24 protein-coding genes and 1 tRNA gene are annotated in these 26,171 nt (G+C 61.2%); 13 read left to right on the top strand and 12 right to left on the bottom strand.

Features of this window, described 5'->3' with window-relative positions:
* Positions 1-257 precede the first annotated feature (257 nt).
* The 4 genes from M0D66_RS35640 to acs all read right to left on the bottom strand — a co-directional run bounded on the left by M0D66_RS35640 (position 258) and on the right by acs (position 4,955).
* A tRNA-Ser gene (locus tag M0D66_RS35640) sits at positions 258-348 on the bottom strand.
* A gap of 60 nt (positions 349-408) precedes the next feature.
* Complete coding sequence (locus tag M0D66_RS35635; protein WP_200653548.1) at positions 409-2,427, bottom strand: sodium:solute symporter family protein; 2,019 nt, start codon at positions 2,425-2,427, stop codon at positions 409-411.
* Between the two features lie 4 nt (positions 2,428-2,431).
* Positions 2,432-2,824: a DUF4212 domain-containing protein gene (locus M0D66_RS35630; protein ID WP_200653547.1), complete on the bottom strand. Its 393-nt coding sequence runs from the start codon at positions 2,822-2,824 to the stop codon at positions 2,432-2,434.
* Between the two features lie 148 nt (positions 2,825-2,972).
* Positions 2,973-4,955, bottom strand: coding sequence for an acetate--CoA ligase (acs, locus tag M0D66_RS35625; RefSeq protein WP_200653549.1), 1,983 nt, complete (start codon positions 4,953-4,955; stop codon positions 2,973-2,975).
* An 803-nt stretch (positions 4,956-5,758) separates the two neighbouring features.
* Here acs and M0D66_RS35620 point away from each other — a divergent pair.
* The 8 genes from M0D66_RS35620 (at position 5,759) to M0D66_RS35585 (ending at position 12,274) form a co-directional block, all read left to right on the top strand.
* Complete coding sequence (locus tag M0D66_RS35620) at positions 5,759-6,367, top strand: TIGR00645 family protein (RefSeq protein WP_200620848.1); 609 nt, start codon at positions 5,759-5,761, stop codon at positions 6,365-6,367.
* Positions 6,368-6,424: 57 nt separating this feature from the next.
* The gene (locus M0D66_RS35615; RefSeq protein ID WP_154565531.1) at positions 6,425-7,948 is read left to right on the top strand and encodes a fumarate hydratase; all 1,524 of its coding nucleotides are present in this window, start codon (positions 6,425-6,427) and stop codon (positions 7,946-7,948) included.
* Between the two features lie 198 nt (positions 7,949-8,146).
* Positions 8,147-8,626 carry a bacterioferritin gene (bfr, locus tag M0D66_RS35610; protein WP_054042121.1) on the top strand — a complete coding sequence of 160 codons (480 nt, stop codon included), beginning with the start codon at positions 8,147-8,149 and terminating at the stop codon, positions 8,624-8,626.
* 101 nt (positions 8,627-8,727) lie between these two features.
* Positions 8,728-9,615: a glutamate racemase gene (gene murI, locus M0D66_RS35605; RefSeq protein ID WP_200653546.1), complete on the top strand. Its 888-nt coding sequence runs from the start codon at positions 8,728-8,730 to the stop codon at positions 9,613-9,615.
* A 216-nt stretch (positions 9,616-9,831) separates the two neighbouring features.
* A complete protein-coding gene (locus tag M0D66_RS35600; RefSeq protein ID WP_054042125.1) occupies positions 9,832-10,068 on the top strand; it encodes a bacterioferritin-associated ferredoxin in 237 nt (78 codons plus the stop codon).
* 288 nt (positions 10,069-10,356) lie between these two features.
* Positions 10,357-11,082 carry an energy transducer TonB gene (locus M0D66_RS35595; protein ID WP_200653545.1) on the top strand — a complete coding sequence of 242 codons (726 nt, stop codon included), beginning with the start codon at positions 10,357-10,359 and terminating at the stop codon, positions 11,080-11,082.
* 27 nt (positions 11,083-11,109) lie between these two features.
* On the top strand, positions 11,110-11,838 hold the full coding sequence (locus M0D66_RS35590; protein WP_093646618.1) for a MotA/TolQ/ExbB proton channel family protein: 729 nt from the start codon (positions 11,110-11,112) through the stop codon (positions 11,836-11,838).
* Between the two features lie 16 nt (positions 11,839-11,854).
* Positions 11,855-12,274 (top strand): biopolymer transporter ExbD, encoded by a 420-nt coding sequence (locus M0D66_RS35585; protein WP_093646616.1) that lies wholly within the window; start codon positions 11,855-11,857, stop codon positions 12,272-12,274.
* A gap of 403 nt (positions 12,275-12,677) precedes the next feature.
* Here M0D66_RS35585 and M0D66_RS35580 read toward each other — a convergent pair whose 3' ends face one another.
* The gene (locus M0D66_RS35580; protein WP_093646614.1) at positions 12,678-13,667 is read right to left on the bottom strand and encodes a LysR family transcriptional regulator; all 990 of its coding nucleotides are present in this window, start codon (positions 13,665-13,667) and stop codon (positions 12,678-12,680) included.
* A 123-nt stretch (positions 13,668-13,790) separates the two neighbouring features.
* Between M0D66_RS35580 and M0D66_RS35575 the strand changes: the two genes are divergently transcribed.
* The 4 genes from M0D66_RS35575 (at position 13,791) to hemP (ending at position 16,259) form a co-directional block, all read left to right on the top strand.
* Positions 13,791-14,669, top strand: a complete 879-nt coding sequence (locus tag M0D66_RS35575) for a pirin family protein (protein ID WP_200620844.1) — start codon at positions 13,791-13,793, stop codon at positions 14,667-14,669.
* 193 nt (positions 14,670-14,862) lie between these two features.
* Positions 14,863-15,261: an OsmC family protein gene (locus M0D66_RS35570; RefSeq protein ID WP_054042165.1), complete on the top strand. Its 399-nt coding sequence runs from the start codon at positions 14,863-14,865 to the stop codon at positions 15,259-15,261.
* 125 nt (positions 15,262-15,386) lie between these two features.
* On the top strand, positions 15,387-15,869 hold the full coding sequence (locus M0D66_RS35565) for an SRPBCC family protein (protein WP_200620843.1): 483 nt from the start codon (positions 15,387-15,389) through the stop codon (positions 15,867-15,869).
* A 129-nt stretch (positions 15,870-15,998) separates the two neighbouring features.
* The gene (gene hemP / locus M0D66_RS35560) at positions 15,999-16,259 is read left to right on the top strand and encodes a hemin uptake protein HemP (RefSeq protein WP_200620857.1); all 261 of its coding nucleotides are present in this window, start codon (positions 15,999-16,001) and stop codon (positions 16,257-16,259) included.
* Between the two features lie 301 nt (positions 16,260-16,560).
* Here the strand turns inward: hemP and M0D66_RS35555 are convergent, their stop codons facing one another.
* From M0D66_RS35555 to uvrB, 5 genes are all read right to left on the bottom strand, one after another.
* On the bottom strand, positions 16,561-17,967 hold the full coding sequence (locus M0D66_RS35555) for a 4Fe-4S binding protein (protein WP_093646604.1): 1,407 nt from the start codon (positions 17,965-17,967) through the stop codon (positions 16,561-16,563).
* Positions 17,964-18,809, bottom strand: a complete 846-nt coding sequence (locus M0D66_RS35550; protein ID WP_200653544.1) for an FTR1 family protein — start codon at positions 18,807-18,809, stop codon at positions 17,964-17,966. Before M0D66_RS35550 ends, M0D66_RS35555 begins: the two co-directional genes overlap by 4 nt.
* A gap of 88 nt (positions 18,810-18,897) precedes the next feature.
* A complete protein-coding gene (locus tag M0D66_RS35545; protein ID WP_200653543.1) occupies positions 18,898-19,230 on the bottom strand; it encodes a cupredoxin domain-containing protein in 333 nt (110 codons plus the stop codon).
* A 121-nt stretch (positions 19,231-19,351) separates the two neighbouring features.
* Positions 19,352-19,900: an iron transporter gene (locus M0D66_RS35540; protein WP_054042141.1), complete on the bottom strand. Its 549-nt coding sequence runs from the start codon at positions 19,898-19,900 to the stop codon at positions 19,352-19,354.
* Positions 19,901-20,240: 340 nt separating this feature from the next.
* Positions 20,241-22,334 (bottom strand): excinuclease ABC subunit UvrB, encoded by a 2,094-nt coding sequence (gene uvrB, locus M0D66_RS35535; RefSeq protein ID WP_093646596.1) that lies wholly within the window; start codon positions 22,332-22,334, stop codon positions 20,241-20,243.
* Positions 22,335-22,738: 404 nt separating this feature from the next.
* Between uvrB and M0D66_RS35530 the strand changes: the two genes are divergently transcribed.
* On the top strand, positions 22,739-23,938 hold the full coding sequence (locus tag M0D66_RS35530; RefSeq protein ID WP_200653542.1) for an amino acid aminotransferase: 1,200 nt from the start codon (positions 22,739-22,741) through the stop codon (positions 23,936-23,938).
* A 182-nt stretch (positions 23,939-24,120) separates the two neighbouring features.
* Here M0D66_RS35530 and M0D66_RS35525 read toward each other — a convergent pair whose 3' ends face one another.
* Complete coding sequence (locus tag M0D66_RS35525) at positions 24,121-25,359, bottom strand: patatin-like phospholipase family protein (protein ID WP_200653541.1); 1,239 nt, start codon at positions 25,357-25,359, stop codon at positions 24,121-24,123.
* Positions 25,360-25,369: 10 nt separating this feature from the next.
* Positions 25,370-26,167, bottom strand: a complete 798-nt coding sequence (locus M0D66_RS35520; protein WP_093646589.1) for a 3-hydroxybutyrate dehydrogenase — start codon at positions 26,165-26,167, stop codon at positions 25,370-25,372.
* Positions 26,168-26,171: the final 4 nt, after the last annotated feature.

The raw sequence follows: 26,171 nt of genomic DNA, 5'->3' as shown, positions 1-26,171 counted from the left end.
ACGGGCCTAGTTTCGTGGCCGATTGATAGCAAGTCAAACTCAATGAGCGCTTGTGGAGCATGCGAGTACATCGCCGGTCGGTCAGGCTAAGCATGTTCTCATGCCGGCCAATCTGAACGATGCCCGCGTGCGGTCGTAAGGAGCTTTCTGTCGCGTACTCAGCGAATGAAGAAAATCGCCTGATAGTCGATTTTGTGAGTCGACAAAACAAAAAGCCGCCGAATCTCTCTAGATTCAACGGCTTCTCATTCAATTCGTGGCGGAGAGACGGGGATTCGAACCCCGGATAGGTTATTAACCTATACACGCTTTCCAGGCGTGCGACTTAAACCGCTCATCCATCTCTCCGGCGGGGAGCCGAATTATAGCAAACTTCGGGCCCTGCGCCAGACCCATGCGCAAACCAGCCTAAGGATGCCGGATGTAGTCCACCAGCGCCCTCGTATAGGCATCCGGTTTCCGGTCCACGAGGCTCACCCCGATCGCTACCAGAAACCCCGCCGGCACGCCGAACACGCCCGAACTGATCGGCTCGATCCCGAACCACCGTGCGCCAGCAAAACCCGTCATCTGCGTGAAGAACGGATACGTCGACACGATGTAGTAGATGCAAACCACCAGCCCCGCCACCATGCCCGCCACCGCCCCAAGCCGGGTCGTGCGCTTCCAGAACACCCCCAGCACCAGCACAGGGAACAGACTAGAAGCCGCCAGCGAAAACGCCGCGCCCACCAGAAACAGAATATTCCCCGTATTCAGGGAAGCCACATACGAGGCGAACAACGCCACCCCCAGCAACAAAATCTTGGAGATCGTCACGCGCCGCTGGCTCGATGCCGTCGGATCGACCATGTGGTAGTAGACGTCGTGCGATAACGCGTTGGCGATGGTCAGCAGCAAACCGTCCGCAGTCGAGAGCGCCGCGGCCAACGCACCGGCCGCGATCAGTCCGGACATCACATACGGCAGCCCCGCGATCTCGGGCGCGGCGAGCACCACCATATCCGGCTGCATCTGGATCTCGCTCCAGCGCACGATACCGTCGCCGTTCGTGTCAGCAAGACTGATCAGACTCGGCTCGACCCTACGCCACTGCGTAAGCCACTGCGGTAAATCGGAAAAGTGATGGCCCACCAGGTTGGTTAGCATCTCGTACTTGATCAGCACTGCCAGCACAGGCACCGTCAAATAGAACAACGCGACGAAGAACAGCGTCCAGCCGACCGAGCGTCGTGCGGACGCCACCGAGGTCGTCGTGTTGTAGCGCGTCAGGATATGCGGCAGGCTCGCGGTACCAAGCGAGAGACACAGCAGCAGCGACAGAAAATTGCGCTCGTGGGTACGCCTGTCTTCTTCGGTCGTGACGGGAAACGGCTCGTGCATCGGCACCGGTGCAGCCGCGCGCATCAGCATCTCATCGCGGCGCTGAGTCCAGACGATCTGCGCGGCCGCGGCATCGCGAGGGAATTGTTCGAGCGCCCGCTCGCGTTCCTTGATCTCGCGAAGTGGACCATTGTGGCGTCGCAAGTCCGCGACTTCCTGCATGAGGCGCAGCTTCTCGTCGACGAACGATTGCGGCAACGTGTCGAGCCGCATCTGCATCAACTTGGCGCGCCGCCGATAGTCGTCGCGTACGGTCTGCTCGAGCGGCGCGTCGCGCACCTGCTTCTCCAGTCCTTCGACGCGCTCCATCAAGCGCCCGTAGTTAAACTGCGGCACCCAGCCGAGACCATCCTTATGCGCGATCATCGACACGGGAATCAGAATCGCCGCGATCAGGATGATGTATTGCGCGACCTGGGTCCACGTCACCGCACGCATGCCGCCCAGAAACGAACACACAAGAATGCCCGCGAGTCCGCAGAAAATGCCGACAGCGAAATCCACGCCGATAAACCGCGTCGCGATCAAGCCGACGCCCTGAATCTGCGCGACCAGATAAACGAACGAACAGAGAATCGCCGCTAACGCAGCGAGTCCCCGCACCGCGTTGCTCGAAAAGCGCGTGCCGAGAAAGTCGGGGATCGTATAGCGCGCGAGTTTACGCACATATGGCGCCAGCAGGAACGCGACGAGGCAATAGCCGCCGGTCCACCCCATCAGATACGCGAGACCGTCATATCCGGTCGCATAGATCGATCCGGCGAGGCCGATGAACGATGCGGCGGACAACCAGTCGGCCGCAGTCGCCATGCCGTTGAAGACGGACGGCACGCGCCGTCCGGCTACGTAGTATTCGACGAGGTCAGACGTGCGCGACAGCAACCCGATGACTGCATACACCGCGATCGGTACGAACAGGAACACATAGCCGATCCATACGCCGGGACCGGTGGTCCGCTCGATGCGCCACATCACATAGATGAAAAGCAGGAAACCGAGCGTATAGAGCGCGTATGAGCGGATCAGCCGGTTCGTGAGCTTCATCGGCTCAGCTTCCGCGCGCAGCGGGCGCGGTGGAATCGGCACTGGCGTTGGCACCGTCACCAGCACTGGCATCCGCATCGAAAGCGCGTTGCAGACGGCGGTCGGCGCGCTGCATCAGCAGGATATAAACGACGATCAACGCCACGTAGATCAGAATCGCCCCTTGCGCACCGAAGTAGAACGGCAACCGGAAGCCGATGAAGCGCACCTGGTCCAACGCCGGCGCCACCAGCGGCAAAACGAACGACACCACGAAGCCCAAGGTCATCAACGTCGCGATCAACGCGAGATTGAAGCGCCAGTATTTCCGATGCGCGCGCGCCATCGCTGCCGAGACCGGAGGGGGTTCGGGTGCGGGATTGAGCGTAGCGTGAGAGGTGTGGTGTGGCGCAGCCATGCGCCTATGTATCAAAAAGCCACCGGGCAGGCAATCGGGATTGTCCGCGCGGTGGCTTTAACTGCCTGACCTAAGTGATCGATACCTGGGTCCAGCGAAGGGCATATCGTTCGACACACCCTTGCTGCAAACCCAGGCAAACCTAAGCTCAGAGCGACTCGCCGAGTTGATCGAGAATCGCCGGGTTCTCCAGCGTCGAGACGTCCTGGGTGATTTCCTCGCCCTTCGCGAGCGAGCGCAACAAGCGGCGCATGATTTTGCCCGAACGCGTCTTCGGCAGGTTCTCACCGAAGCGGATGTCCTTCGGCTTGGCGATCGGACCGATCTCCTTGGCGACCCAGGCGCGCAGTTCGTTGGCGAGCTTCACTGCTTCTTCGCCTTCAGGACGCGCGCGCTTGAGCACCACGAATGCGCACACAGCTTCGCCGGTGGTCGCATCAGGACGGCCCACCACGGCCGCTTCCGCCACGATCGGGTTCGACACGAGCGCCGATTCGATCTCCATCGTACCGAGGCGGTGACCAGACACGTTGAGCACATCGTCGATGCGACCCATGATCGTGAAGTAGCCGGTTTCCTTGTCGCGCACCGCGCCATCGCCGGCGAGATACAGCGTGCCACCGAGTTCTTCAGGGAAGTAGCTCTTCTTGTAGCGGTCCGGATCGCCCCACACGTTGCGCAGCATCGATGGCCATGGACGCTTCACCACCAGAATGCCGCCCTGTCCGTTCGGCACGTCCTGACCGGTTTCATCGACCACGGCCGCCATGATGCCCGGCAACGGCAGCGTGCACGAACCCGGCACCAGAGGTGTGGCACCCGGCAGCGGCGTGATCATGTGGCCGCCGGTTTCGGTTTGCCACCACGTATCGACGATCGGGCAACGGCCGCCGCCGACGTTCTCGTGATACCACACCCACGCTTCCGGATTGATCGGCTCGCCGACCGTGCCGATGATGCGCAGCGTCGACAGGTCGTAGCTCTTCGGATGCACTTTCGCGTCCGCTTCGGCGGCCTTGATCAGCGAGCGGATCGCAGTCGGCGCGGTATAGAACAACGTGACCTTGTGCTTGGCGATCATGTCCCAGAAGCGGCCGGCGTTCGGATAGGTCGGCACGCCTTCGAACACGACCTGCGTGCCGCCAAGCGTCAACGGACCATACGTGATGTAGCTATGGCCGGTGATCCAGCCGATGTCGGCGGTACACCAGAACACATCCGTGGGCCTCCAGTCGAACGTCCACTTCATGGTCTGCGCGGCCCACAGCAGATAGCCGCCGGTGCTGTGCTGCACGCCCTTCGGCTTGCCGGTCGAACCCGATGTGTACAGGATGAAAAGCGGATGCTCGGCGCCGACCCACTCGGGCGCGCATTGATCCGATTCTGCCTGCGTGAGTTCGTGCATCCACAGATCGCGGCTTTCGTCCCATGCGATCTTGCCGCCGGTCCGCTTGTAGACGATCACGCTCTTCACTGCGTCGCAGCCGCCCATGGCGATGGCTTCGTCAGCGATGTTCTTCAGCGGCAATGCTTTACCGCCGCGCATCTGTTCGTCGGACGTGACGAGCGCGACGGCGCCCACATCCACCAGCCGTTCATTGAGCGACTTCGACGAAAAGCCGCCGAACACGACCGAATGCGTTGCACCGATCCGCGCACACGCTTGCATCGCGACAATGCCTTCGATCGACATCGGCATATAGATCACGACGCGATCTCCCTTCTTCACGCCGCGTTTTTTCAGCGCGTTCGCAAAGCGCGACACACGTTGCAGCAGATCCTGATAGGTGACGTTGGTGACGGTGCCGTCGTCGGCTTCGAAGATGATCGCGACGCGCTCGCCATTGCCGGCTTCGACGTGACGGTCGATGCTGTTATACGACGCGTTCAGCTGGCCGTCTTCGAACCATGTGTAGAAAGGCGCATTCGATTCGTCGAGCACTTTGCTGAAAGGCTTGTTCCAGCTAAGCGTCTCGCGAGCGAGGCGCCCCCAGAAACCTTCGTAATCGCGCTCCGCTTCGGCGGCAAGCGCCCGGTACGCATCCATACCGGAGATCGACGCGCCAGCCGCTGCTTCAGCGGAGGGCGGGAAAACACGGTGTTCCTGAAGAACCGATTCAATCGCAGACATCGACAACCCCTTGGTGAAGATGAAACGTAAAACCTGTGCCGGCGCGCCTGTGGCTCGCCATGTCATGATGCCGCCGCCATTCGTGATCATTCGTGATCGATAGGCCGCGCGCTGTCTCCATCCCTCGCGCAACAATCACCGATCGCTGCGCCGCGGCCCGTTCACCTTTCACTTTCATCTATGCCGCACCGCAACATAAATGAATGGCTGGCGTTCCGCTCTCATGCTTAAACATAAACTTTGCAACTTACCGGCCACTTACGCGCGGTGCATCGCGTGACGGGCGAAAACCCTTACGCGGTTCAGACTGGTCACGCACGGCATGCTACGCGTTACGGTCCGTTCATGCGTGCTGATCGACATGCCGATACAAGCGATCCATGCCGAAATCGGGTCCACGGGGAGCATCACTTGCGCCCCACCGGCACTTCGCCTTTATGCTGGCTCACACGCCCTCTTACAATGCTAACTGAACTAGCCGTGTGGATTCCAGCTTGAATCGCTACTCCCTGCGTCTCATTACCTCGCCTGTGTGATGCGCGACGGCAGGGATCGGCCGGCGAGCCTGAAGGTCAAGCGATGCCGCCGGTGGCCTCGTGAGCACCGCACTGCCCGCCGCGGCGCAGCAAATTCACCCGACGCTGTACAATAGCGCGCCTGACGCGAGCTTTTCCGGCCTCCCCTGGCCGCGTACCGCGCCGTCTGCGCCTCGTTTGCGTGCTTGATCCGCGCGTCTGGTTTGCGCTTCGGGTCAGCGCATTTGGTTCGTGTTCCGTCACCTGCGTTTCATCTGACTCTTGCCTATGTCTGCTCCGCGCCCCGACTCAGCCCGTCAGCGCCGCCCGCTGCGCCCGCTCCCCGCCCTCATCTTCATGAGCCGCTGGCTGCAAGTGCCGCTCTACCTCGGCCTGATCGTCGCGCAAGGCGTGTACGTCGTCCTGTTCCTGAAAGAAGTCTGGCATCTGGTCAGCGCGTCCATGACGCTCGACGAAACCAACATCATGCTGGTGGTGCTCGGCCTGATCGACGTGGTGATGATCTCGAACCTGCTGATCATGGTGATCATCGGCGGGTATGAAACCTTCGTGTCGCGCCTGGGCGTTGAGGGTCATCCGGACGAACCGGAATGGCTCGACCACGTGAACGCCGGCGTACTGAAGGTCAAACTGTCGATGGCGCTGATCAGCATCTCGTCGATCCATCTGTTGAAGACCTTCATCAGCCCCGACCAGAATTCGACGCATACCATCATGTGGCAGGTCATCATCCACGTCGCGTTCCTTCTCTCGGCGGTGGTGATGGCGCTGGTCGACCGCCTGACCACGCATACGCATCCAAAACATTTTCAGGAACCCGTCGGCATACAGCCGCTGGGTTCTAACGGTTCCACTCCCCTGAAGGCGCACGACTGACCGCACTGCCCTGCGAGTCTGATAACAAGCGCCATTGTCCCCACTGAGCTAGCCATCATGACCGTCATCAAACAGGAAGATCTGATTCAGAGCATTGCTGATTCGCTTCAGTACATCAGCTATTACCACCCGCTCGATTACATCCAGGCCTTGGGCCGCGCTTACGAGCTCGAAGAGAGCCCCGCCGCGAAGGACGCGATCGCGCAGATTCTCACCAACAGCCGCATGTGCGCCGAAGGCAAACGCCCGATCTGCCAGGACACCGGCATCGTCACGGTGTTCGTGAAGGTCGGCATGGACGTGCGTTGGGACGGTGCGACGATGGGCGTCACCGAGATGATCAACGAAGGCGTGCGCCGCGGTTATCTGAACCCGGACAACGTGCTGCGCGCATCGATCGTGAGCCCGCCGGAAGGCGCGCGCAAGAACACGAAGGACAACACGCCGGCCGTGATCCACTACGAGATCGTGCCGGGCGACAAGGTCGACGTGCAGGTTGCAGCGAAGGGCGGCGGCTCGGAAAACAAGTCGAAGTTCGCGATGCTGAACCCGTCGGATTCGATCGTCGACTGGATTCTGAAGACCGTGCCGACCATGGGCGCAGGCTGGTGCCCGCCGGGCATGCTCGGCATCGGCATCGGCGGCACCGCTGAGAAAGCGATGGTGATGGCGAAGGAATCGCTGATGGATCCGATCGACATTCAGGACGTGATCGCACGCGGCCCGCAGGACTGGATCGAAGAACTGCGCGTCGAACTGCACGAGAAGGTCAACGCGCTCGGTATCGGCGCACAAGGTCTCGGCGGTCTGGCGACGGTCCTCGACGTCAAGATCATGGCCGCGCCGACGCACGCGGCGAGCAAGCCGATCGCAATCATCCCGAACTGCGCAGCGACCCGTCACGCGCACTTCACACTGGATGGTTCCGGCGTGGCCAAGCTCGAAGCGCCGTCGCTCGACGCATGGCCGAAAGTGCAGTGGGAACCGGACACGGAAAAGAGCCAGCGCGTCGATCTGAACACGCTGACGCCGGAAGAAGTCGCAGCATGGAAGCCGGGCCAGACGCTGCTGCTGTCGGGCAAGATGTTGACGGGCCGCGACGCGGCACATAAGCGCATCGCCGACATGCTCGCGAAGGGCGAAAAGCTGCCGGTCGACTTCACGAATCGCGTGATCTATTACGTCGGCCCGGTCGATCCGGTGCGCGACGAAGCCGTCGGCCCGGCAGGCCCGACCACCGCCACGCGGATGGACAAGTTCACCGAGACGATGTTGTCGCAAACCGGTCTTATTTCGATGATCGGCAAAGCCGAGCGTGGCCCGGTTGCGATCGAGGCGATCAAGAAGCACAAGGCCGCGTATCTGATGGCCGTGGGCGGCGCCGCTTACCTCGTGTCGAAAGCAATTCGCAGCGCGAAGGTTCTCGCGTTCGAAGACCTCGGCATGGAAGCCATCTACGAGTTCGACGTGCAGGATATGCCGGTGACAGTCGCCGTCGATTCGAACGGCACCTCGGTGCACCAGACTGGCCCGAAGGAATGGCAAGCCAAGATTGGCAAGATTCCAGTCGCGACGGTTTGATCAGCGTTTGATCGGCGGTAACAGCTGGAAAGTAGAAGCCGGGGCCTCGAACCCCGGCTTTTTTATGATGAAATGAGAACGGTACGCATCACGCACAAAACCTTGCAAATCAAGGCAAAAAACTGTTTTTTTGCCTTGGCTTTTTGCCCTTCGGCGTTTATTGTTCTGGGAAATTCAAGTCTCTAATAAGGAAACCCCATGCAAGGCGACAAGAAAGTTATCGAGTATCTGAACTCCCAGCTCAAGAACGAGCTCACCGCCATCAATCAGTACTTCCTGCACGCGCGGATGTACAAGCACTGGGGACTCGAGAAACTCGGCAAGCATGAATACGACGAATCGATCGGCGAAATGAAGCACGCCGACTGGTTGATCGAACGCATTTTCATGCTCGACGGCCTGCCGAACCTGCAAGACCTGCACAAGCTGCTGATCGGCGAAGAAACCAAAGAAATCCTCGAGTGCGATCTGAAGCTCGAACAGATTTCGCAAAGCACCTGCAAGGAAGCAATCGCGTATTGCGAATCCGTTCGTGATTTCATCTCGCGCGAAATCTTCGTGAAGATTCTCGACGACACCGAAGAACACATTGACTGGCTTGAAACGCAGCTGGACCTGATCGACAAGGTCGGTATCCAGAACTACCAGCAAACCGCAATGGGTTCGATCGAGTCCTGATCGGACCACGTTGGAACGGCCCGCGCGAGCGGTATACTTGCGCACTTCCCCGTTTTCGTGAGTTTGCCGTGACCGCTGTGCCGCGCGTGTCCTCATCGCCTATGACCGCAGAATCGCCGTCCTCAAGTGCCACGATTGCCACCTCAGGTGACGGTTCGCGAGCGCCGGTCGGCATATTCGACTCGGGTCTGGGCGGTTTGTCGGTGCTGCGGGCGGTCCGGGCGCAACTGCCCGGCGAGGCGCTCATCTATGCCGCCGACTCGCTCTACGCCCCCTACGGCGAACGCGACGACGACTTCATCGCCGACCGTACCCTCGCAATCGGACAATGGCTCGCCAGCCAGGGCGCGAAGGCGCTGGTGGTCGCATGCAACACGGCGACCGCGCAGTCGATCGCACTGGTCCGCGAAAAGCTGGCGATTCCGCTGGTGGGAGTCGAGCCCGGCATCAAACCGGCCGCGCTGCAGTCGAAAACACGCGTAGCCGGCGTGCTCGCCACCCAGGTCACCTTGCGCAGCGCCCGCTTTCAGGGGCTGCTGGAGCGCTACGCCGCCGATTGCCGTTTTCTTTGCCAGCCGGGCCACGGGCTCGTGCAGGCAGTGGAACGCTGCGACGTAGGTTCCGCCGAACTGCGCGCGCTGCTGCGCAGCTATCTGCAGCCCATGCTCGATGCCGGCGCCGACACCCTGGTGCTCGGCTGCACTCACTACCCGTTTCTCGATGCGGCGATCCGCGACATCGTCGGCGACCGGCTCATGCTGATCGATACGAGCGTGGCCATTGCGCGTCAGCTGGAGCGGGTACTCGACCAGCACGGATTGCGCGCCGCCCCCGAAAGCGCCGCCGCTGTTCTGCCCCGCTTTTATTCGACCAGCGACGGCACCCATCAGCAACAGCTCGCCGCGACCCTTCTGCAAATCGACGCCGCAGTCGACCAGGTTGTAATCCCGTCGCGCCGCACGGCAGCGCCGGATTCCCAAGCCGCATAAAACCTCTCGCCAGCGCGTTTTCGCGCCGCCGCGCAGCCTTTTTGCGCGCTTTTTAGGCGTTTTCGCCCCTTCTCCGGCGCTTGACCGGGTCCCCACTCCCTAGTCGAAACCCTTCTAAGAGTCTGGTTTTGTTACAAAAAATCATGCAGGACGCTTGCCAAACTGGCCAATCAAAATGATAATAGTTCGCATTAACGTTAGCTATGACGCCCTGCCATGATTGTCTGTGTCTGCAAGTCTGTTTCTGACCGAAAGATCCGTGCCTCGATCGCGGATGGCGTCGACTCGTTCGACGAACTCCAGTTCGAACTCGGCGTCGCTTCCTGCTGTGGCAAGTGCGCGGATTCCGTGCGCGGCGTCATGATGGAAAGCGGCGTGTGCGCGAGCCGCTGCGGCTTCGATCATCACTCGCAGGCTATCCCGCTGACGTTCTACGAACGCAAGGCCGCCTGAATCGCGGCTTGAGGGCGCGGCGCCACGCGGCGCGCCTTGGATGTTCACTGCCTCACTGCCTCATGCTCAGTTTCTAAGCGCGGTTTCACGCGCTGCTTCACGCGTTATCCCACTGCCGTCAGCAAGCCAGTATCCGTACCAGCCAGCTACCCGCTCACCCGTTAAAAGGAGTTCGAGATGGAATTGCTGATTGGTTTCGTGACTACTTTGTTCATTTCGCTGCTGATCTTTCGAACATGACGATGTCTTGTCTGACGTGCCGCATCGACGGCACGCCGCCACGCTAACATGCAGGCCTCGCATACCATTTCAGCCGCCACGTCGGCTTCGTCCCCCCGAATGAATTCCCGTGCGCTGACCGCGACTGCTGCGGTCGCGGCAATTCACATCGCTTTGCTTGCGGTGATCCTGACGCTGCGTCATGAACCGCTGCAACCCGTGATCGAAGCGAAGGTGATGACCGCGCAGCTGCTGGCGCCGGCGCCGGTCGCCGCGCCCGTCGCGGTGCAATCGATCGCCCCGCCGCCGCCCAAGCCGACACCGCCGGTTCACACCAAGCCGAAGGTCCAGCCCAAACCGACTCCTACGCCGACACCCACGCCGCTGCCGGTCGCCGCGGCTCCGTCGCCGACGCCTGTCGCCGCGCCCGAACCGACGCCCGCGCCTGCGGCACCGGCGGCGCCTGCCGCTCAGGCCGCGCCGGCGATCGGCCGCCCGACCATGGACATCACCGCGCCGAAGAACGTCTCGCATATCGAGTGCAGCATGATCACGCCGGACTACCCCGCGCTGTCGAAGCGCCGCGGCGAAACCGGTACGGCCTATGTGACGTTTGTCATCGGACCGACAGGAAAGGTTGAAAGCATCTCGCTCAAAAAGAGCAGCGGCTTCAGCCGCCTGGACGACGCCGCCATCGCCGCCGCGCATGCGAGCTCGTGCAAGCCCTATCTCGAGAACGGTCAGGCCATTCGGGCCACGGCCACCCAGCCTTATAACTTCAATCTGAACGATTGAGGCAGATTTTAAAAACAAGGAATTGCAATGCAAAACTACGGACTGGCGCACGTGTGGGCGCAAGGGGATTTCGTGACGCGCGGTATCGCGCTCGCGCTGTTGATCATGTCGGTTATGTCGTGGAGCGTGATCGTCATCAAAGGCTGGAATGTGATGCGCCTGAAGCGTCTCACGAAGAATGCCGAGCAGCAGTTCTGGCATTCGGACGATCTCGCCGACGGGGTGAAGAAGCTCGGCGCCGGAGCGTCGACGCCGCACGACAACCCGTTCCTCGCACTCGCGCTGTCGGGCCAGGAAGCTGCCGATCACCATCATCAGACGCAGCCGCATCTGCACGATCGCATGGACGTGTCGGATTGGGTGACGCGCTGCCTGAAGGACACGATGGACGAAAGCGTTGCGCGCATGCAAAGCGGTCTGGCGATTCTCGCCTCGATCGGCAGTACGGCGCCGTTCGTCGGCCTGTTCGGCACGGTGTGGGGCATCTATCACGCACTGCTGGCGATCGGCGCGAGCGGCCAGTCGTCGATCGATCAGGTCGCGGGCCCGGTGGGTGAAGCACTGATCATGACCGCGTTTGGCCTCTTCGTCGCAATTCCGGCCGTGCTCGGCTATAACGCACTGACGCGCGCCAATAAGGCGATCGTCGCCAAGCTGAGCCGCTTTGCACACGGTCTGCATGCGTTCTTCGTGACGGGCGCCCGCCTGTCGTCATCCAAGCGCGGCGACGGTTTGCGCCTCGCGCGCGCCAACTGATCGACGAGGCACTCCGATGGCAATGAGCCCTTTCGCCAGCGACGATGACGACGGCCTGATGAACGAAATCAACATGACGCCGCTCGTCGACGTGATGTTGGTTCTCCTGATCGTCTTCATGGTGACGATTCCGGTGATTCGTCACGCAGTCAAAATCGATCTGCCGCATGCGAGCAGTCAGAAGGAAGACACCAAGCCCGCGCAAGTCACGGTCTCCGTCGATGCTGACGGCAACGTCTTGTGGGACGACAAGAAGGTTGACGACGCAGCGCTGCGCGCGAAGATTGCAGAGGCTGCGCAAGCGAATCCGCAGCCGGAGCTGCATCTGGATGCGGACCGCAAGGTCGCGTACGAGAAAGTGGCGGAAGTGATGTCGGCGGCGCAGGCCGGCGGTCTCACGAAGATCGGTTTCGTCACGCAGCCCAAAGGCAAATAAGCGCAAGTGATCTGAGCGCAGCAATGCTGCCCTTGTTACGCAGCGCCTGCCGAAAAAACAGAAAAGCCCTTGAAACAAGGGCTAAAAGTAAAAGGCCTTCATCGTCAGATGAAGGCCTTTTTTTTGCGCACTCGGCGCCTTCGGGCGGCGGGATCATTTACCATCAGAAGATGACTGATAGCTCGAGTCACCGCATGCGACAGCCGTGATCGACACGGACAGCGCGGTCAGCCCTATCAGGCCCACTATCATAGAGGCCATGAGTTTTCGCATAAGAGACTCCTTAGCGAAGGGATTTCACTATAGGCCCGCGAGCGCGCGCATTCAAGCAAACGGCCATTGAAAGTACTCATGACAGGCGGCGCTTAAATGCTAAAAGCGATGTTGCCGTGTCTAATAAGTGCTATGACGCGACTGCAAGAACAGGCTGCGCTGCGTCTTGCGCCGCCGCACGCGTCGGGCACTCGCCCGTAATGTGCTTACCTTCGTCCGGATCGAGCATTTCGACCAGATAATCGACGAACGCGCGCACAGCCGGCACCATTCCCTGCCGCGACACGAATACCGCGTACAACTGCGGCGTCGGAAGGGTCCAGCCGGGCATCACCGGCGACAATTGCCCCGCGCGCAGCGCGCTGCCGTACATCATCTCCGGCAATGCCGCGATACCCACGCCGGACAGCACGGCTTCACGAATCGTCATCAGATCGGCGGTGACGAGGCGCGGCTCGTGTTCGTGCGCGTGGCGCGTGCCGTCGGGGGCGATCAGATCGAAGACGTGGCGTCCGTCGCCCGTCGGCACGTCGAGCGTTTCAAAGCGGCTCAGATCGGCAGGCAATAGCGGCGGCGCATTCTGCTGCAACAGGCTCGGCGCGCCGACCAGCATCTGCTGCGTGCGCCACAACGGCCGCACGACGATGTTGGCGTTCTCAGGCGGAGCGGAGCGCACACGCAACGCGATATCGATCGAATCCTCGAACAGATCAACCACACGGTTCGTCACGCGCATCACCACCCGCACTTCCGGGTAGCGATGCATGAATTCCGGCAGGATCTGCGACAGGATGGTCTGCGAAATCGTCACCGGCACGCTCACGCGCACCGTGCCACGCGGCGAAGAGCGAAGTTGCTGCACGACATTGACCGCCGCCTGAGCCTCGCTCAGCATCGCCTGACAGTGCTGGTAGAAGAGCTGGCCGGCTTCAGTGAGCGCCAGCTTGCGGGTGGAACGCTGCAACAAACGTACGCCTAACGACGCCTCCAGCTCGGTGAGCCGGCGCGACAGGCGCGACTTGGAAATGCCCAGCACGCGCTCGGCGGCAGAAAAACCGCCATGTTCGACGACCTGCGAAAAATACATCAGGTCATTCAGATTGTGTGAATCGATCTTCATCTCATCGTTCCAGTAATAGAACAATCCATTGCGTGAGGGTGGCTGGCGCCTAGGAAAACGGTCCCTATAATAGCTCTATGTTTCAAAAATAACGCTATTCCCCATTTTTTAAGGTGACTTTTGATGAGCACGACACGCACGATCGAACGCACGTTTCCCGCCGTTCGCACGACCGAAGGCGGCGGGTTTATCGTCCACCGTCCGTTTCCGACCCGCTTGCTGATGGATTTCGATCCGTTCCTGCTGCTCGACGAAATGGGGCCGATCGACTACGCGCCAGGCGAGGCCAAAGGCGCGCCGGATCATCCGCATCGCGGCTTCGAAACGGTCACGTACGCGCTCGAGGGTCAGTTCGGCCACAAGGACTCGGCGGGCCATTCGGGCACGCTGCGTGCCGGCGACGTGCAATGGATGACTGCGGGCGCAGGCGTCGTGCACAGTGAAATGCCGGACCCGTCGTTCGTGCGCGACGGTGGGCGCGTGCATGGCGTGCAACTGTGGGTGAATCTGCCGCGCCGCGACAAGATGATCGCGCCGCGCTATCAGGAGATACCGTCGGCCAGCATTCCGGTCGCAACGTCCGCGGATGGCAAGGTCCGCGTCAAGGTAATCGCGGGCGAAGCGCTCGGCGTGAAGGCGGCGATCGAAACGCGCACGCCGATTCTGTATCAGCATTTCTCGCTGCAACCGGGCGCGACGATCCAGCAACCGGTGCCGGCCGACTATCGCGTGTTTGCTTACAGCCTGTCCGGCAAGGGCTTCTACGGCGAAGGGGAAGCACGCCAGGAAATCGACGCGCAGAAGATGGTGGTGTTTGGGAACGACGGCGACTCGATCACGCTGACGGCCGGCGCCGAGCCGCTTGAAGTGTTGCTGCTGGGTGGCGTGCCGCTGAAAGAACCGGTGGTGCGCTACGGTCCGTTCGTGATGAACACGGAAGACGAAATCCGTCAGGCTGTGACCGATTACCAAGCCGGGCGCATGGGCGCGATCACCCACTGATCTGCCACGCCGGCACGTGCCGCCGCGCACGATTGCGGTGGCGCGGCGCTCACCACGCCGCCCGCGCCGCCGCCGCGCATGGGCGCGAAGGCCGGTGAATTCGTTCACAATAGCAATTCATGCCGCGCACCACACCGTCCAAACTTGGCGGGTCGTGGCACGCGGCGATTTCCGTCCCTGTTCAGGAGCGCGCATGGCAGAGTCCACCGTCACCGCCCACATCGGTTCGACGAATTTCCAGGTCCTTTTCGACGACGGCAAGCACACATGGCTCGCCGACGAACCCGAGTCGCTTGGCGGCGGCGATCGCGGGCCGACGCCCGTCTCGCTGTTGCTGTCGAGCCTCGGTGCCTGTACGTCGATCACGCTGAAGATGTACGCTCAGCGCAAGGGCTGGCCGCTCGCCGACGTGCGCGTGGCGCTGTCGCTCGAAACCGGCGACGCGGGCTCGACCATCGACCGCAAGATCATGCTGGAAGGCGATCTATCCGACGAGCAGCGGGAACGGCTCTTGCAAATTGCCAATGCGTGCCCGGTTCACAAGATCCTCACGCATTCGATCACGATCCGCTCGGGTCTTGCCGTCGTCTGAAGTCGTGCGGGCCATTCGGGCCTCGTTGCCGGCACATTGGCGCGATAGCTCGCGGAGCGCGACAATGGCGTGATCGGCTCAACCGGGCTGAACGTTATGCAACGCTTTCATAGGAAGCCGCCGTTTTGAATTTCGAACACCTTATCCAGATCAACGATCCGTTGAATCCGTTTGTCGACTCGATGACCCGCGAGCAGTTGTGGGAGGGTCTCGTGCTGCGCGCCGAACAGCCGCAACTGTTCGTGATCGGACTCGACAGCTGCACCATCCTTTCGCGAGAAGGCGACACGCTCGAACGGGAGTTGCACTACGGCCAGGCCACCGTGCGCGACCGTGTCACGCTGGAGGATCGCCAGAGCGTGCGCTACGACATTCTGCCGACGGCAGACTATGTCGGCGGCTCGCTGACCATGACGATCGAGCAGCCTGACGAACTGCAGTTGTTCCTGCGCTTCGAATACACGACCACCCTGCCCGTGTCCGACGACCAGGACGCCGTGCAGACGCAGGAAATCGTGAAGTCGGCGTATCGCGAGAACGATATCGATACCGTGCGGCTGATCCGCCAGTACGTGCAGGCCAAGCAGGAACCCGGTTCGTTGCATTGATGCATGCGCGGGCATTCCGCCCGCGTCATTCAACTATCGAAAGTCGAATCCGATGAATTTCTCTTTCTTGTAAATGGGAATAGTTATCATTTAGAATTAATCCATCGAATCGACCAACAGCAAAAACGAATGACCGATCTCAACCGCTCTTCCACACTCAGCCTGCGCCGCCCGGCGGCCGCGCTGACCAGCCGCCCGAAAGCATCGACGGCGACGGCAACCGCCGCGAAGCCCGCAGCGGATCAAGCCAGCGGTGCGAGCGAGAAGTCGGATCGGGTTGTGCGTAGCGACGCGCTGCTGCAAGGACATAGCCACGTCAGCATCCTGCATAACGGCGAGACCTACCAGCTGCGTGCAACGCGCTTGGGCAAGCTGATCCTGACCAAGTAACAGGCAACACCGAATAGCAGTACGTACCGGGTATTGTGGGGACCACCTCCTCGAGAGGTGTTAGGCATTAGCCAGCCACGACGGCTTGCACGTGAGAACTAGACCCCTTCGTGCAGACACCAAGCCAGTCGTCGCAGCCAGCCAGGCCGCTTTTTTGGTTCTCACCCAATGCGGACACACGGAATGACGTGGGTCGCACATGCAGAAAATGAAAAAGCCGTGGGATGCTGTCATCTCCACGGCTTTTGTTTTACACGGTGCCGATCCGGTCGCGGCAGCGCGTCGAAGCTTTCTTTGAGACTTACTTCGAGGCCCAGCCCCAGAACATCAGCCACCATGCGCTATCGACCACCGCCAGCGCCGCTGCGAACCACACCATCGCAAGGCCGCGCTGAACGAAGCGCTCACTATAGCGACGTGTGACGAGCCAGGCGAGCCACGCGCTCCACAGGTTGGCAATCGCCAGAATCGCGATACGCATATCCGACGCCCACCACAACGACAAATGCTCCGCGCGCAGCAGCGACAGGGTGGTCGCCGACAAGCCGAGAAACACGCCTGCGCCGGCAATCGGAATCAGGCCTTGCGTCAAATGATGCAGACGCACGAAACTGAAGCGTCCCAGCATGCGCGACGCCCCCATCAGCAGTACGAGCAGCACCGTGCCGTACACCAGCGCCGTGGCGAGGATGTAGCCGATCACCATCGTGCCGTCGAGCCAAGAGAACACGTCGTTCTGCTCGGGGTAATGCGTGAACAGGAACCACGGCGCGTTGGTGTCGAGCGGCCAGGTGATGTCGTGATCGACCAGCCAGGTTGCAAAGAACATCTTCAGGTCCACGAACCAGCGCGAAGCGGTCCAGTGGAATGCGCCGATCGCGATGCCGAGCAGGCCGTACAGGATCAACGCGGTGTCCCACGGGTTCGCCTGTTTGTCGCCGAGCTGCACGACTTCCGACGACGGCGCGCGCCACGTCAGCGCGATCGCGTCGCGGTGTCCGCTGCAACGGCCGCACATATGACAGTCCGACGCGCCCTTCATATTGCGCAGCGGCACCAGCGGTGCGCAGTTGATCGGAATCACGCGATGCCCATGTTCGCCGTTCTTGTACGAACGGCGCCACGCTTCTTCATCGACTTTGTAGTGAAACGGCGCGAGACGCGCCAGTAGCGAAAAAACCCCGTTCACGGGACACAGGTACTTGCACCAGACGCGCTTCTCGCGTCCGTACAGCAAGCCGATGATCATCGCCGCGAAGGTCGAGCCGCCGAGCACCAGCAGCACCGCTTTCGGATACTGGTAGACGCTGACCATCTGCCCGTAGATCGTGGTGATGCCGAACGCGACGAACGGCCAGCCGCCCCAGCGCATCCAACGCGGAATCGCCCAGCCGCGGCCATATTTGCTGGCGAATTCGGCGAGCGCGCCTTCCGGACACAGCACGCCGCACCAGACCCGGCCGAGCATCACCATCGACAGCAGCACGAACGGCCACCAGATGCCCCAGAACACGAACTGCGCGGCAAGCGTCAGGTTGTTCCACAGATGCGCGGTGTCGTCCGGCAGCGGTGTCACCGCCGGTACGAGAATCAGGAACGCATACACCGCCACCACAACCCACTGAATGCCGCGGATCAAACCGCCGTGACGCTGCATCCACTGCCCGGCCGCGGCAAGGCGGCCCGGACGGGTCATGACGGTGCTCATGCCGCGCGCCCTGCAGCCTGCTGCGCCGGCTTGCGATTCGCGCGACGCACCAGCAGATAGACGACCGCCCAGTACGCGGCGTAGGCGACCAGATTCATCAGCGCAGGGTGGGCGCGATAGCCGGTGAGCGTCGCAACCAGCGAACCGAAGGTACTCGAATCGTCGAGGATGGCTGACGAGTTCCACATCTGGTCGATGATCGTCGGCAGGATTTCCTTGTCGATCAGCTTGTCGACACCGGTCTGGAACAGGCCCGCGCCGAGGAACAGCAGCATGATTTCAGTGACGCGGAAAAAGAGCCGCCACGAGAAGTACTTGCCGCCCAACTGCAGCACATAGAAGGTCAGGAATGCGAGACCGAGGCCGATGAGCACAGCGAGCATCTGGCTGCCATCCACGTGACCCGATTGGCCAAAGCCGAGACCGTACAGGAAGATCACCGTTTCACTGCCTTCGCGCGCGATAGCCAACGCGACCAGCAATGCGACACCCCACCAGTTCGAATCGCGCTTGCTCTTTTGCAGCGACTGTTCCATGTCGCGCTTGAGCGACCGGCCGTGCTGCTTCATCCACAGCACCATCTGCACGATCAGCACACACGCGACCAGCACCATGCCGGTCTGGAAATAATCCTGCGCATCACCGGAGAGCACTTCGGTGAAACCAACCAGCGCCGCGCCGAGCGCGACCGCCGCGATCACACCGGCCGCGACGCCGCCCCACAGGTACGGCAAACCGCGGCGCGCATCGTCGTCGCCATTTTTCAACCACGCGTACAGGATACCGACGACCAGCAAGGCCTCAACGCTTTCCCGCCACACGATGAACAGAATCTGACCCATCCAAGCTCTCCCCTCTACCCTTCCACTGCTTCGGCGAACGCGTAACCCGGTTGTTCAAGGCATGCGCTTGCACCCCAAGCCACCACTCTTACTTCGCGACGATTACGCCCTGCGCCTGCTGATGGAAATCGTCGAAGAACTTGTACTCGCCCGGCGAGAGCGGTGCGATGACGACGAACGAATCGCCGCCCGGCGCCAGCACTTTTTCCTTACGCAATTGCACGCTTTCGAATTCGGCCGCGCCCTTGCCGGTGTTGCGTATCGCGATCTTGATGCGCTGCCCTGCCGGCACTTCGATGCGCGCGGGATTGAGCTTGCCGTCGTTCATTTCCAGGTTGAAGGTCGGCAGATCCACTGCGTGCGCGGCCCCCACCGTCAAAACGGTCATGGCGAGGATCGCGATCTTTCGGTCAATTCTCATTAGCCTTTCCGGAAAACGCGGCGCTGGAGTTTATGCCCGGCGCCGTCTGCTGCATTCATTCATGCGGTCCGCCCCGCGTTTGGCGCGGCGAACCGCGTTGATCCGCGTTGATCCGCGTTGATCAGTAACCGCCCTTCTTGCCGATGCCTGCGTACGTGAAGTCGTATTCGAGCGTGATCGGCTTGAACCACGGGCCCACGCCGGTTTCCTTGTCGACGTGACGGCCGAACGCCATGTGGCCGGTTTGCATCGGCGCTTCGACCACCAGCTTCAGGTGGTACTTGCCGGGGCCCTGCAGCTTGACGTTGTCGCCGTAATGCGGACCGTCGTTGGCGACCATCGCCATCATGTCGCCCTTCTGGGTCTGATTCGAACCGGCTTTGGTCAATTCATAACGAACTTGCAGATACGGCATCCAGTCGCCTTCGGCGAAACCGGTCGGGTTGTTCTTGACCGCGTGGATGTCGGCTTCGAGGTGGACGTCCGAGTCCGACGCCTTGCGCATCATGCCTTCGGGTTCCATCGTGATCGGCTGCAGATAGACCGCGCCGATTTCCATCCCGCCCTGAATCTGGTGCTTCCCGATCGGGTATTCCGCTGCCGTTGCGGAAAGCGCCGCTACTGCGGCCACCGCTGCTGCGCCACCGCGCACAAATGAAGAAATCCGCATTGAAACTCCTTGTTTTTATCAGACTGGAATCGAACTCATTGGAACAGTGCGGTGCGCGTGCGTTTTAAGCCGCGGCCCCACATCCACCGACAGGGGCGACAGACCACAGACAATCGCATTACGAACGTTAATGCGAACCATTCTCAATATTGGTCGAGTTTATCATTGATCGGCAGGGAGAACAAACGAGGACGCTCGCAAAGCCTTACGGCAGCAGGGACTTAAGGCGGTGTTAAGGAAAGCGCGGGCGAAGGTGTTGGCGGGTGTAAAGCGCAGGAAAGACAAGGCGCGGCACATTGCCGCGCCTTTCTTCGCACCTTGCTTGATACGCAGGAGAAATTTATTCGACGCCGGGCACGTGGTCGCCGACGTTCGCGCCAAATACGCGCTGCCGCAGCAGCGCCAGCTGGTCGCGGGTCTGTGCGGCCTTTTCGAACTCGAGATTCTTGGCGTGCTCCATCATCTGCTTTTCGAGGCGCTTGAGTTCCTTGGCGAGTTGCTTCTCGGACATGTCCTCGAATTTCGCCCGAGTCTGCTGTTCCTTCAGCTCAGCGCGAGCGTCGTCGACGTTGTACACCCCGTCTATAATGTCGCGAATCCGTTTGACCACGCCGCGCGGCGTAATGCCGTGCTCCAGATTGTAGGCGATCTGCTTGGCGCGCCGCCGCTCGGTTTCGTCGATGGCGCGGCGCATCGAGTCTGTCACCCGGTCCGCATAGAGAATCGCTTTGCCGTTCACGTTACGCGCCGCCCGGCCGATGGTCTGGATCAGCGAGCGCTCAGCGCGCAGGAAGCCTTCCTTGTCCGCGTCGAGAATCGCGACCAGCGATACTTCAGGGATATCCAGCCCCTCGCGCAGCAGGTTGATCCCGACCAGCACGTCGAACGTGCCCAACCGCAGATCGCGGATGATTTCCACCCGCTCCACCGTGTCGATATCGCTGTGCAGGTAGCGCACCTTGACGCCGTGGTCGGCCAGGAACTCGGTCAGTTGCTCGGCCATCCGCTTGGTCAGCACCGTGACCAGCACACGGTCGCCCACTTTGACGCGCTCGTTGATCTCGGCCAGCACGTCGTCGACCTGGGTGCGCGCCGGACGCACCTCGATTTCCGGATCGACGAGGCCGGTAGGACGCACCAGTTGCTCGGCCACCTGCCCGGCCGTTTTCTTTTCGTAGTCAGCCGGCGTGGCCGACACGAACACCACCTGGCGCATCTTGCGCTCGAACTCATTGAACTTGAGCGGGCGATTGTCGAGCGCCGACGGCAAGCGAAAACCGTAGTCGACCAGATTCTCTTTACGCGCCCGGTCGCCGTTATACATGCCGTTCAACTGGCCGATCAGCACGTGCGACTCGTCGAGCAGCATCAGCGCGTCGGACGGCAGATAGTCGACCAGCGTCGGCGGCGGCTCGCCGGGTGCGGCGCCCGAGAAGTGCCGCGAGTAGTTCTCGATGCCCTTGCAGAAGCCCAATTCCTGCAGCATTTCCAGATCAAAGCGGGTGCGCTGCTCGAGCCGCTGCGCTTCGACAAGCTTTCCGTTGCTGTAGAAGAACTCGAGCCGGTCGCGCAGTTCGGTCTTGATCGTTTCGACCGCGCGCACCACGGTGTCGCGAGGCGTCACATAGTGTGACGACGGATAGACGGTGAAGCGCGAAATCTTCTGCCGCACGCGGCCGGTGAGCGGATCGAACAGTTGCAGCGTCTCGACCTCGTCGTCGAATAACTCGATGCGCACCGCCATTTCGGCGTGCTCGGCCGGGAAAATATCGATCGTGTCGCCGCGCACGCGGAACGAACCGCGCTGGAAGTCGGCTTCATTGCGGTTGTACTGCATCGCGATCAGGCGGGCGATGATGTCGCGCTGGCCGAGCTTGTCGCCGGTACGCAGCGTCAGAATCATCTTGTGGTATTCGGAGGGGTTACCGATACCGTAAATCGCCGACACCGTGCCGACGATGATCACGTCGCGCCGCTCCATCAGGCTCTTGGTGGCCGACAGCCGCATCTGCTCGATGTGCTCGTTGATCGACGAATCTTTCTCGATGAACAGGTCGCGCTGCGGCACGTACGCTTCCGGCTGGTAGTAGTCGTAGTACGAGACGAAGTACTCGACCGCATTGCGCGGAAAGAACTCGCGAAACTCGGAATAAAGCTGCGCGGCGAGCGTCTTGTTCGGCGCGAACACGATCGCCGGCCGGCCGAGCCGCGCGATGGTGTTGGCCATCGTGAAGGTTTTGCCGGAGCCGGTCACGCCGAGCAGCGTCTGGAACGACAAACCGTCCTCGATGCCTTCGACAAGCGTGTCGATTGCCGTCGGCTGGTCGCCCGCGGGCGGATACGGCTGGTAAAGCTGGAACGGCGAGCCTTCGAACGTGATGAATTTGGATTCATCAAGCGTCTCGTCGACTTCAGTCAGATGTTGTTCGGACATGGGGGCGGCACCGGGCCTTGGGCAAAGAACTATTCTAACGGGTTGCGGGAACCCGGGCTGAGCGGGTCTGCGTAGGGATTGCGGGGTGGACGATGCAGGCCAGCTGGCCGATGCGGAGGCGATTTCCCGACGGCTCGAGGCCGCTGTTCGGCCTTCGCCGGCTTCGCTCCAGGCAAATCCGCTATGACGACATGACGCCGGAGTGCCTGTTTTTCAAGCAAATAATTCAGTCCAGCGGGCTTTGTCGCCCGAAAAACGCCCGTGAATTCGCTACAATGGCAAGTCGCGCTCGCCTGTCGATGCCCGCCCGCCGTCTGAATTGTCCGTTGTTGTCCGTCAGACACCGTTGGCCGGCCCGCCCGGGCTTGAAGCCGCCCTCTTTTCACAACTGCTGCCCATCCATCATGTCTCTGTTCTCCGCCGTCGAACTTGCTCCCCGCGACCCGATTCTGGGCCTGAACGAAGCTTTCAACGCCGATGCGCGCACCACCAAGGTCAACCTTGGCGTTGGCGTGTACTTCAATGAAGAAGGCAAGATTCCGCTGCTGCGCGCCGTGCGCGACGCGGAAAAGGCTCGCGTCGAAGCCGCGCTGCCGCGTGGTTATCTGCCGATCGAAGGCATCGCTGCCTACGACGCTGCCGTGCAAACGCTGCTGCTCGGCAACGACTCGCCGCTGATCGCCGCAGGTCGCGTCGTGACGGCGCAAGCACTGGGCGGCACGGGCGCGTTGAAAATCGGCGCCGATTTCCTGAAGCGAGTGAACCCGAACGCCAAGGTCGCGATCAGCGATCCGAGCTGGGAAAACCACCGCGCGCTGTTCGAAAGCGCCGGCTTCGAAGTCGTGAACTATCCGTACTACGACGCGCACACGCACGGCGTGAACTTCGACGGCATGCTGAGCGCGCTGAACAGCTACGCTGCCGGCACGGTTGTCGTTTTGCACGCGTGCTGCCACAACCCGACCGGCGTCGACCTGACCGTTGACCAATGGAAGCAGATCGTCGAAGTCGTCAAGGCGCGCAATCTGGTGCCGTTCCTCGACATCGCTTACCAGGGTTTCGGCGACAACATCGAATCCGACGCTGCAGCAGTCCGCCTGTTCGCGGCATCGGAACTGAACGTGTTCGTGTCGTCGTCGTTCTCGAAGTCGTTCTCGCTGTACGGCGAGCGCATCGGCGCCCTGTCGATCATCACGGCAAGCAAGGAAGAGTCGGCTCGCGTGCTGTCGCAACTGAAGCGCGTGATCCGCACGAACTACTCGAACCCGCCCACGCACGGCGGCTCGGTGGTTGCTGCGGTGCTCGCATCGGCTGAACTGCGCGCCACGTGGGAAAGCGAACTCGCCGAAATGCGTGACCGTATCCGCGCAATGCGCAACGGTCTGGTCGAACGTCTGAAGGCCAGTGGCGTGGATCGTGATTTCAGCTTCGTGAACGCACAACGCGGCATGTTCTCGTACTCGGGTCTGACGGCTCCGCAAGTGGACCGCCTGCGTGAAGAGTTCGGCATCTATGCAGTGGGTACGGGCCGCATCTGCGTGGCTGCGCTGAATACGCGCAACCTCGACGTGGTGGCTAGCGCGATCGCTCATGTGCTGAAGTAAGGCTTTCAGGGCGCGGGCGTTAGTCGCACGCGCTTTACTTTGCTGTTGCTGCTTAAGCTGCATGTAAAAACGGCGCCCTTTCGGGCGCCGTTTTTTATTGGCCGGCTGTTGTTGCCGGACGTGTGAGTGTGACCCGCCGATAAGCCCCGCTGCCGGCACTCCTTCTGTCACCTACGGCCGTTTCAGCGCGAATCCCGATGGATATCGTGCGTGACAAAACCTGCGTCGTTATCAGGCATGTCGAGCCAGTCCGGTTGCGCGAGCGACTGGCGGATATCTTCCAGGCCGCTGCTCCAATGTTCGCGCATTGTAGAAAGGCCGAACTGGAAGTCTTTGAAATGCCCTTCGTATTCCTTCTGCCGATAGATGAGGTGGATCACGTTGTAGCGTTTCGAACACGACAGATCATCCGCCAGCTTGCACCACGGATCGTCGCGCTGGTCAGCCGGCACACGATCGAGCACCTCGCGCAGCACATGCCGGAAACGCTGCGAGCGTTGCAGCATATCGGTCACGAGACGTGTGCGGCTCGAGTACTGGATGTCCTTCATGCGCCCCTGAACATCGGTGATGTTGTCCGGCACCGGCCCGACCGCGCTCCAGAGATCAACCTGGAACGCAAGCGTATCGCGACGCGGCGTGGTCTGAATCACCTCGTAGAGCGGCGTGTTCGACATCAAGCCGCCGTCCCAGTAGAACTGACCGTCGATTTCGACCGCCGCGAAACCCGGCGGCAACGCACCTGACGCCATGAAATGCTCAGGCCTCAGTTTCGTATGCTTGTTATCGAAGTAGGCGAAATTGCCGGTACCGCAATTCACCGCCCCCACTGACACACGCATCTCACCGGAATTGATCCGCTCGAAATCGCAGAGCGCTTCCAGCGTGGCCTTGAGCGGCGTGGTGTCGTAGTAGCTCGCGAGTTGCGGCGGCCCTGAGACGGTAGGCAACGGCGGCGGGAAACGCGGCACGAAAAAGCCCTTTTGCCCTTCCACGATCGCGCCCATCGCCTGGGTCGCCGTAAAAGCCTTGCGTACGGCTTCACTGGAATTAAACAGCGCGTGCTCGATAAAGGCCGGCAACGGCGGTCCGAACGCCGGTTGGCAGATCGTCTCCCAGAATTGCAGCAGCCGCTCGACGCGTTTCTCCGGCGGATTGCCGGCAATGATGGCCGTATTCAGCGCGCCGATCGAAATGCCAGCGAGCCAGTTCGGCTCGATACCGGCTTCGTGAAGCCCCTGAAAGACACCGGCCTGATAGGCGCCCAGCGCACCGCCGCCTTGCAGCATCAACGCGACGGTTTCGTAGTTCGGCAATTGGAGATGCTTGCCGGGATGCGCGGCGGGCGCCGGACCGGCGCCCTCGCCTTCCCCGCCGCCGGGTGCGCCGACGCGTGCCCGCTTGAGATTGCGTTGCGCCATGGGCGCCTCCTTATTGCATGTACCAGCCGTGGCTCACAATAAAGGACTGGCCGGTCAGCGCCGCAGTCGGGAACGTGGAGAGGAACAGCACCGTCTGTGCGACGTCTTCCACCGTGGTGAAGATGCCGTCGACCGTGCCGCCCAGCATCACGCGTTTGATCACGTCTTCTTCGCTGATGCCGAGCTCCTTGGCCTGCTCGGGAATCTGCTTGTCGACCAGTGGCGTACGCACGAAACCCGGACACACCACATGCGAGCGCACGTTATGTTTCGCACCTTCCTTGGCCAGTACGCGTGAAAGACCCAGCAGCGCATGCTTGGCCGTCACATAGGCGGACTTCAGCGGCGACGCTTCGTGCGAATGGACCGAGCCCATGTAGATCACGATGCCACCGCGATCGTCTTTGTACATGTGCTTGAGCGCGGCCTTGGTGGTGAGGAAGGCGCCGTCCACATGGATAGCCTGCATCTTTTTCCAGTCGGAAAACGAATAGTTTTCGATCGGGTTGACGATCTGGATGCCGGCGTTGGAAATCAGAATATCGATCGAGCCGAATTCGGCCGCGACTTTATCTATGCCCTGGTTGACGGCATCTTCGTTCGTGACGTCCATTGCCACGCCGATTGCCTTGCCGCCGCCCTTTTTGATTTCTTCAGCGACGGCGTTCGCGCCGTCCTGGTTCAGGTCGGCAATCGCGACCGCTGCGCCCGCAGCGGAAAGCGTGAGCGCAATCTGCTTGCCGATGCCGCTCGCGGCACCCGTAACCACCGCAACCTTGCCATTCAGATTCGTGTTCAGTGACGACATCCAG

The organism is Paraburkholderia sp. SECH2 (assembly GCF_030464795.1).
Classification (GTDB): domain Bacteria; phylum Pseudomonadota; class Gammaproteobacteria; order Burkholderiales; family Burkholderiaceae; genus Paraburkholderia; species Paraburkholderia aspalathi.
Note: the sequence above shows the minus strand (reverse complement) of the source record. Positions and strands in the feature narration are given on the sequence as shown.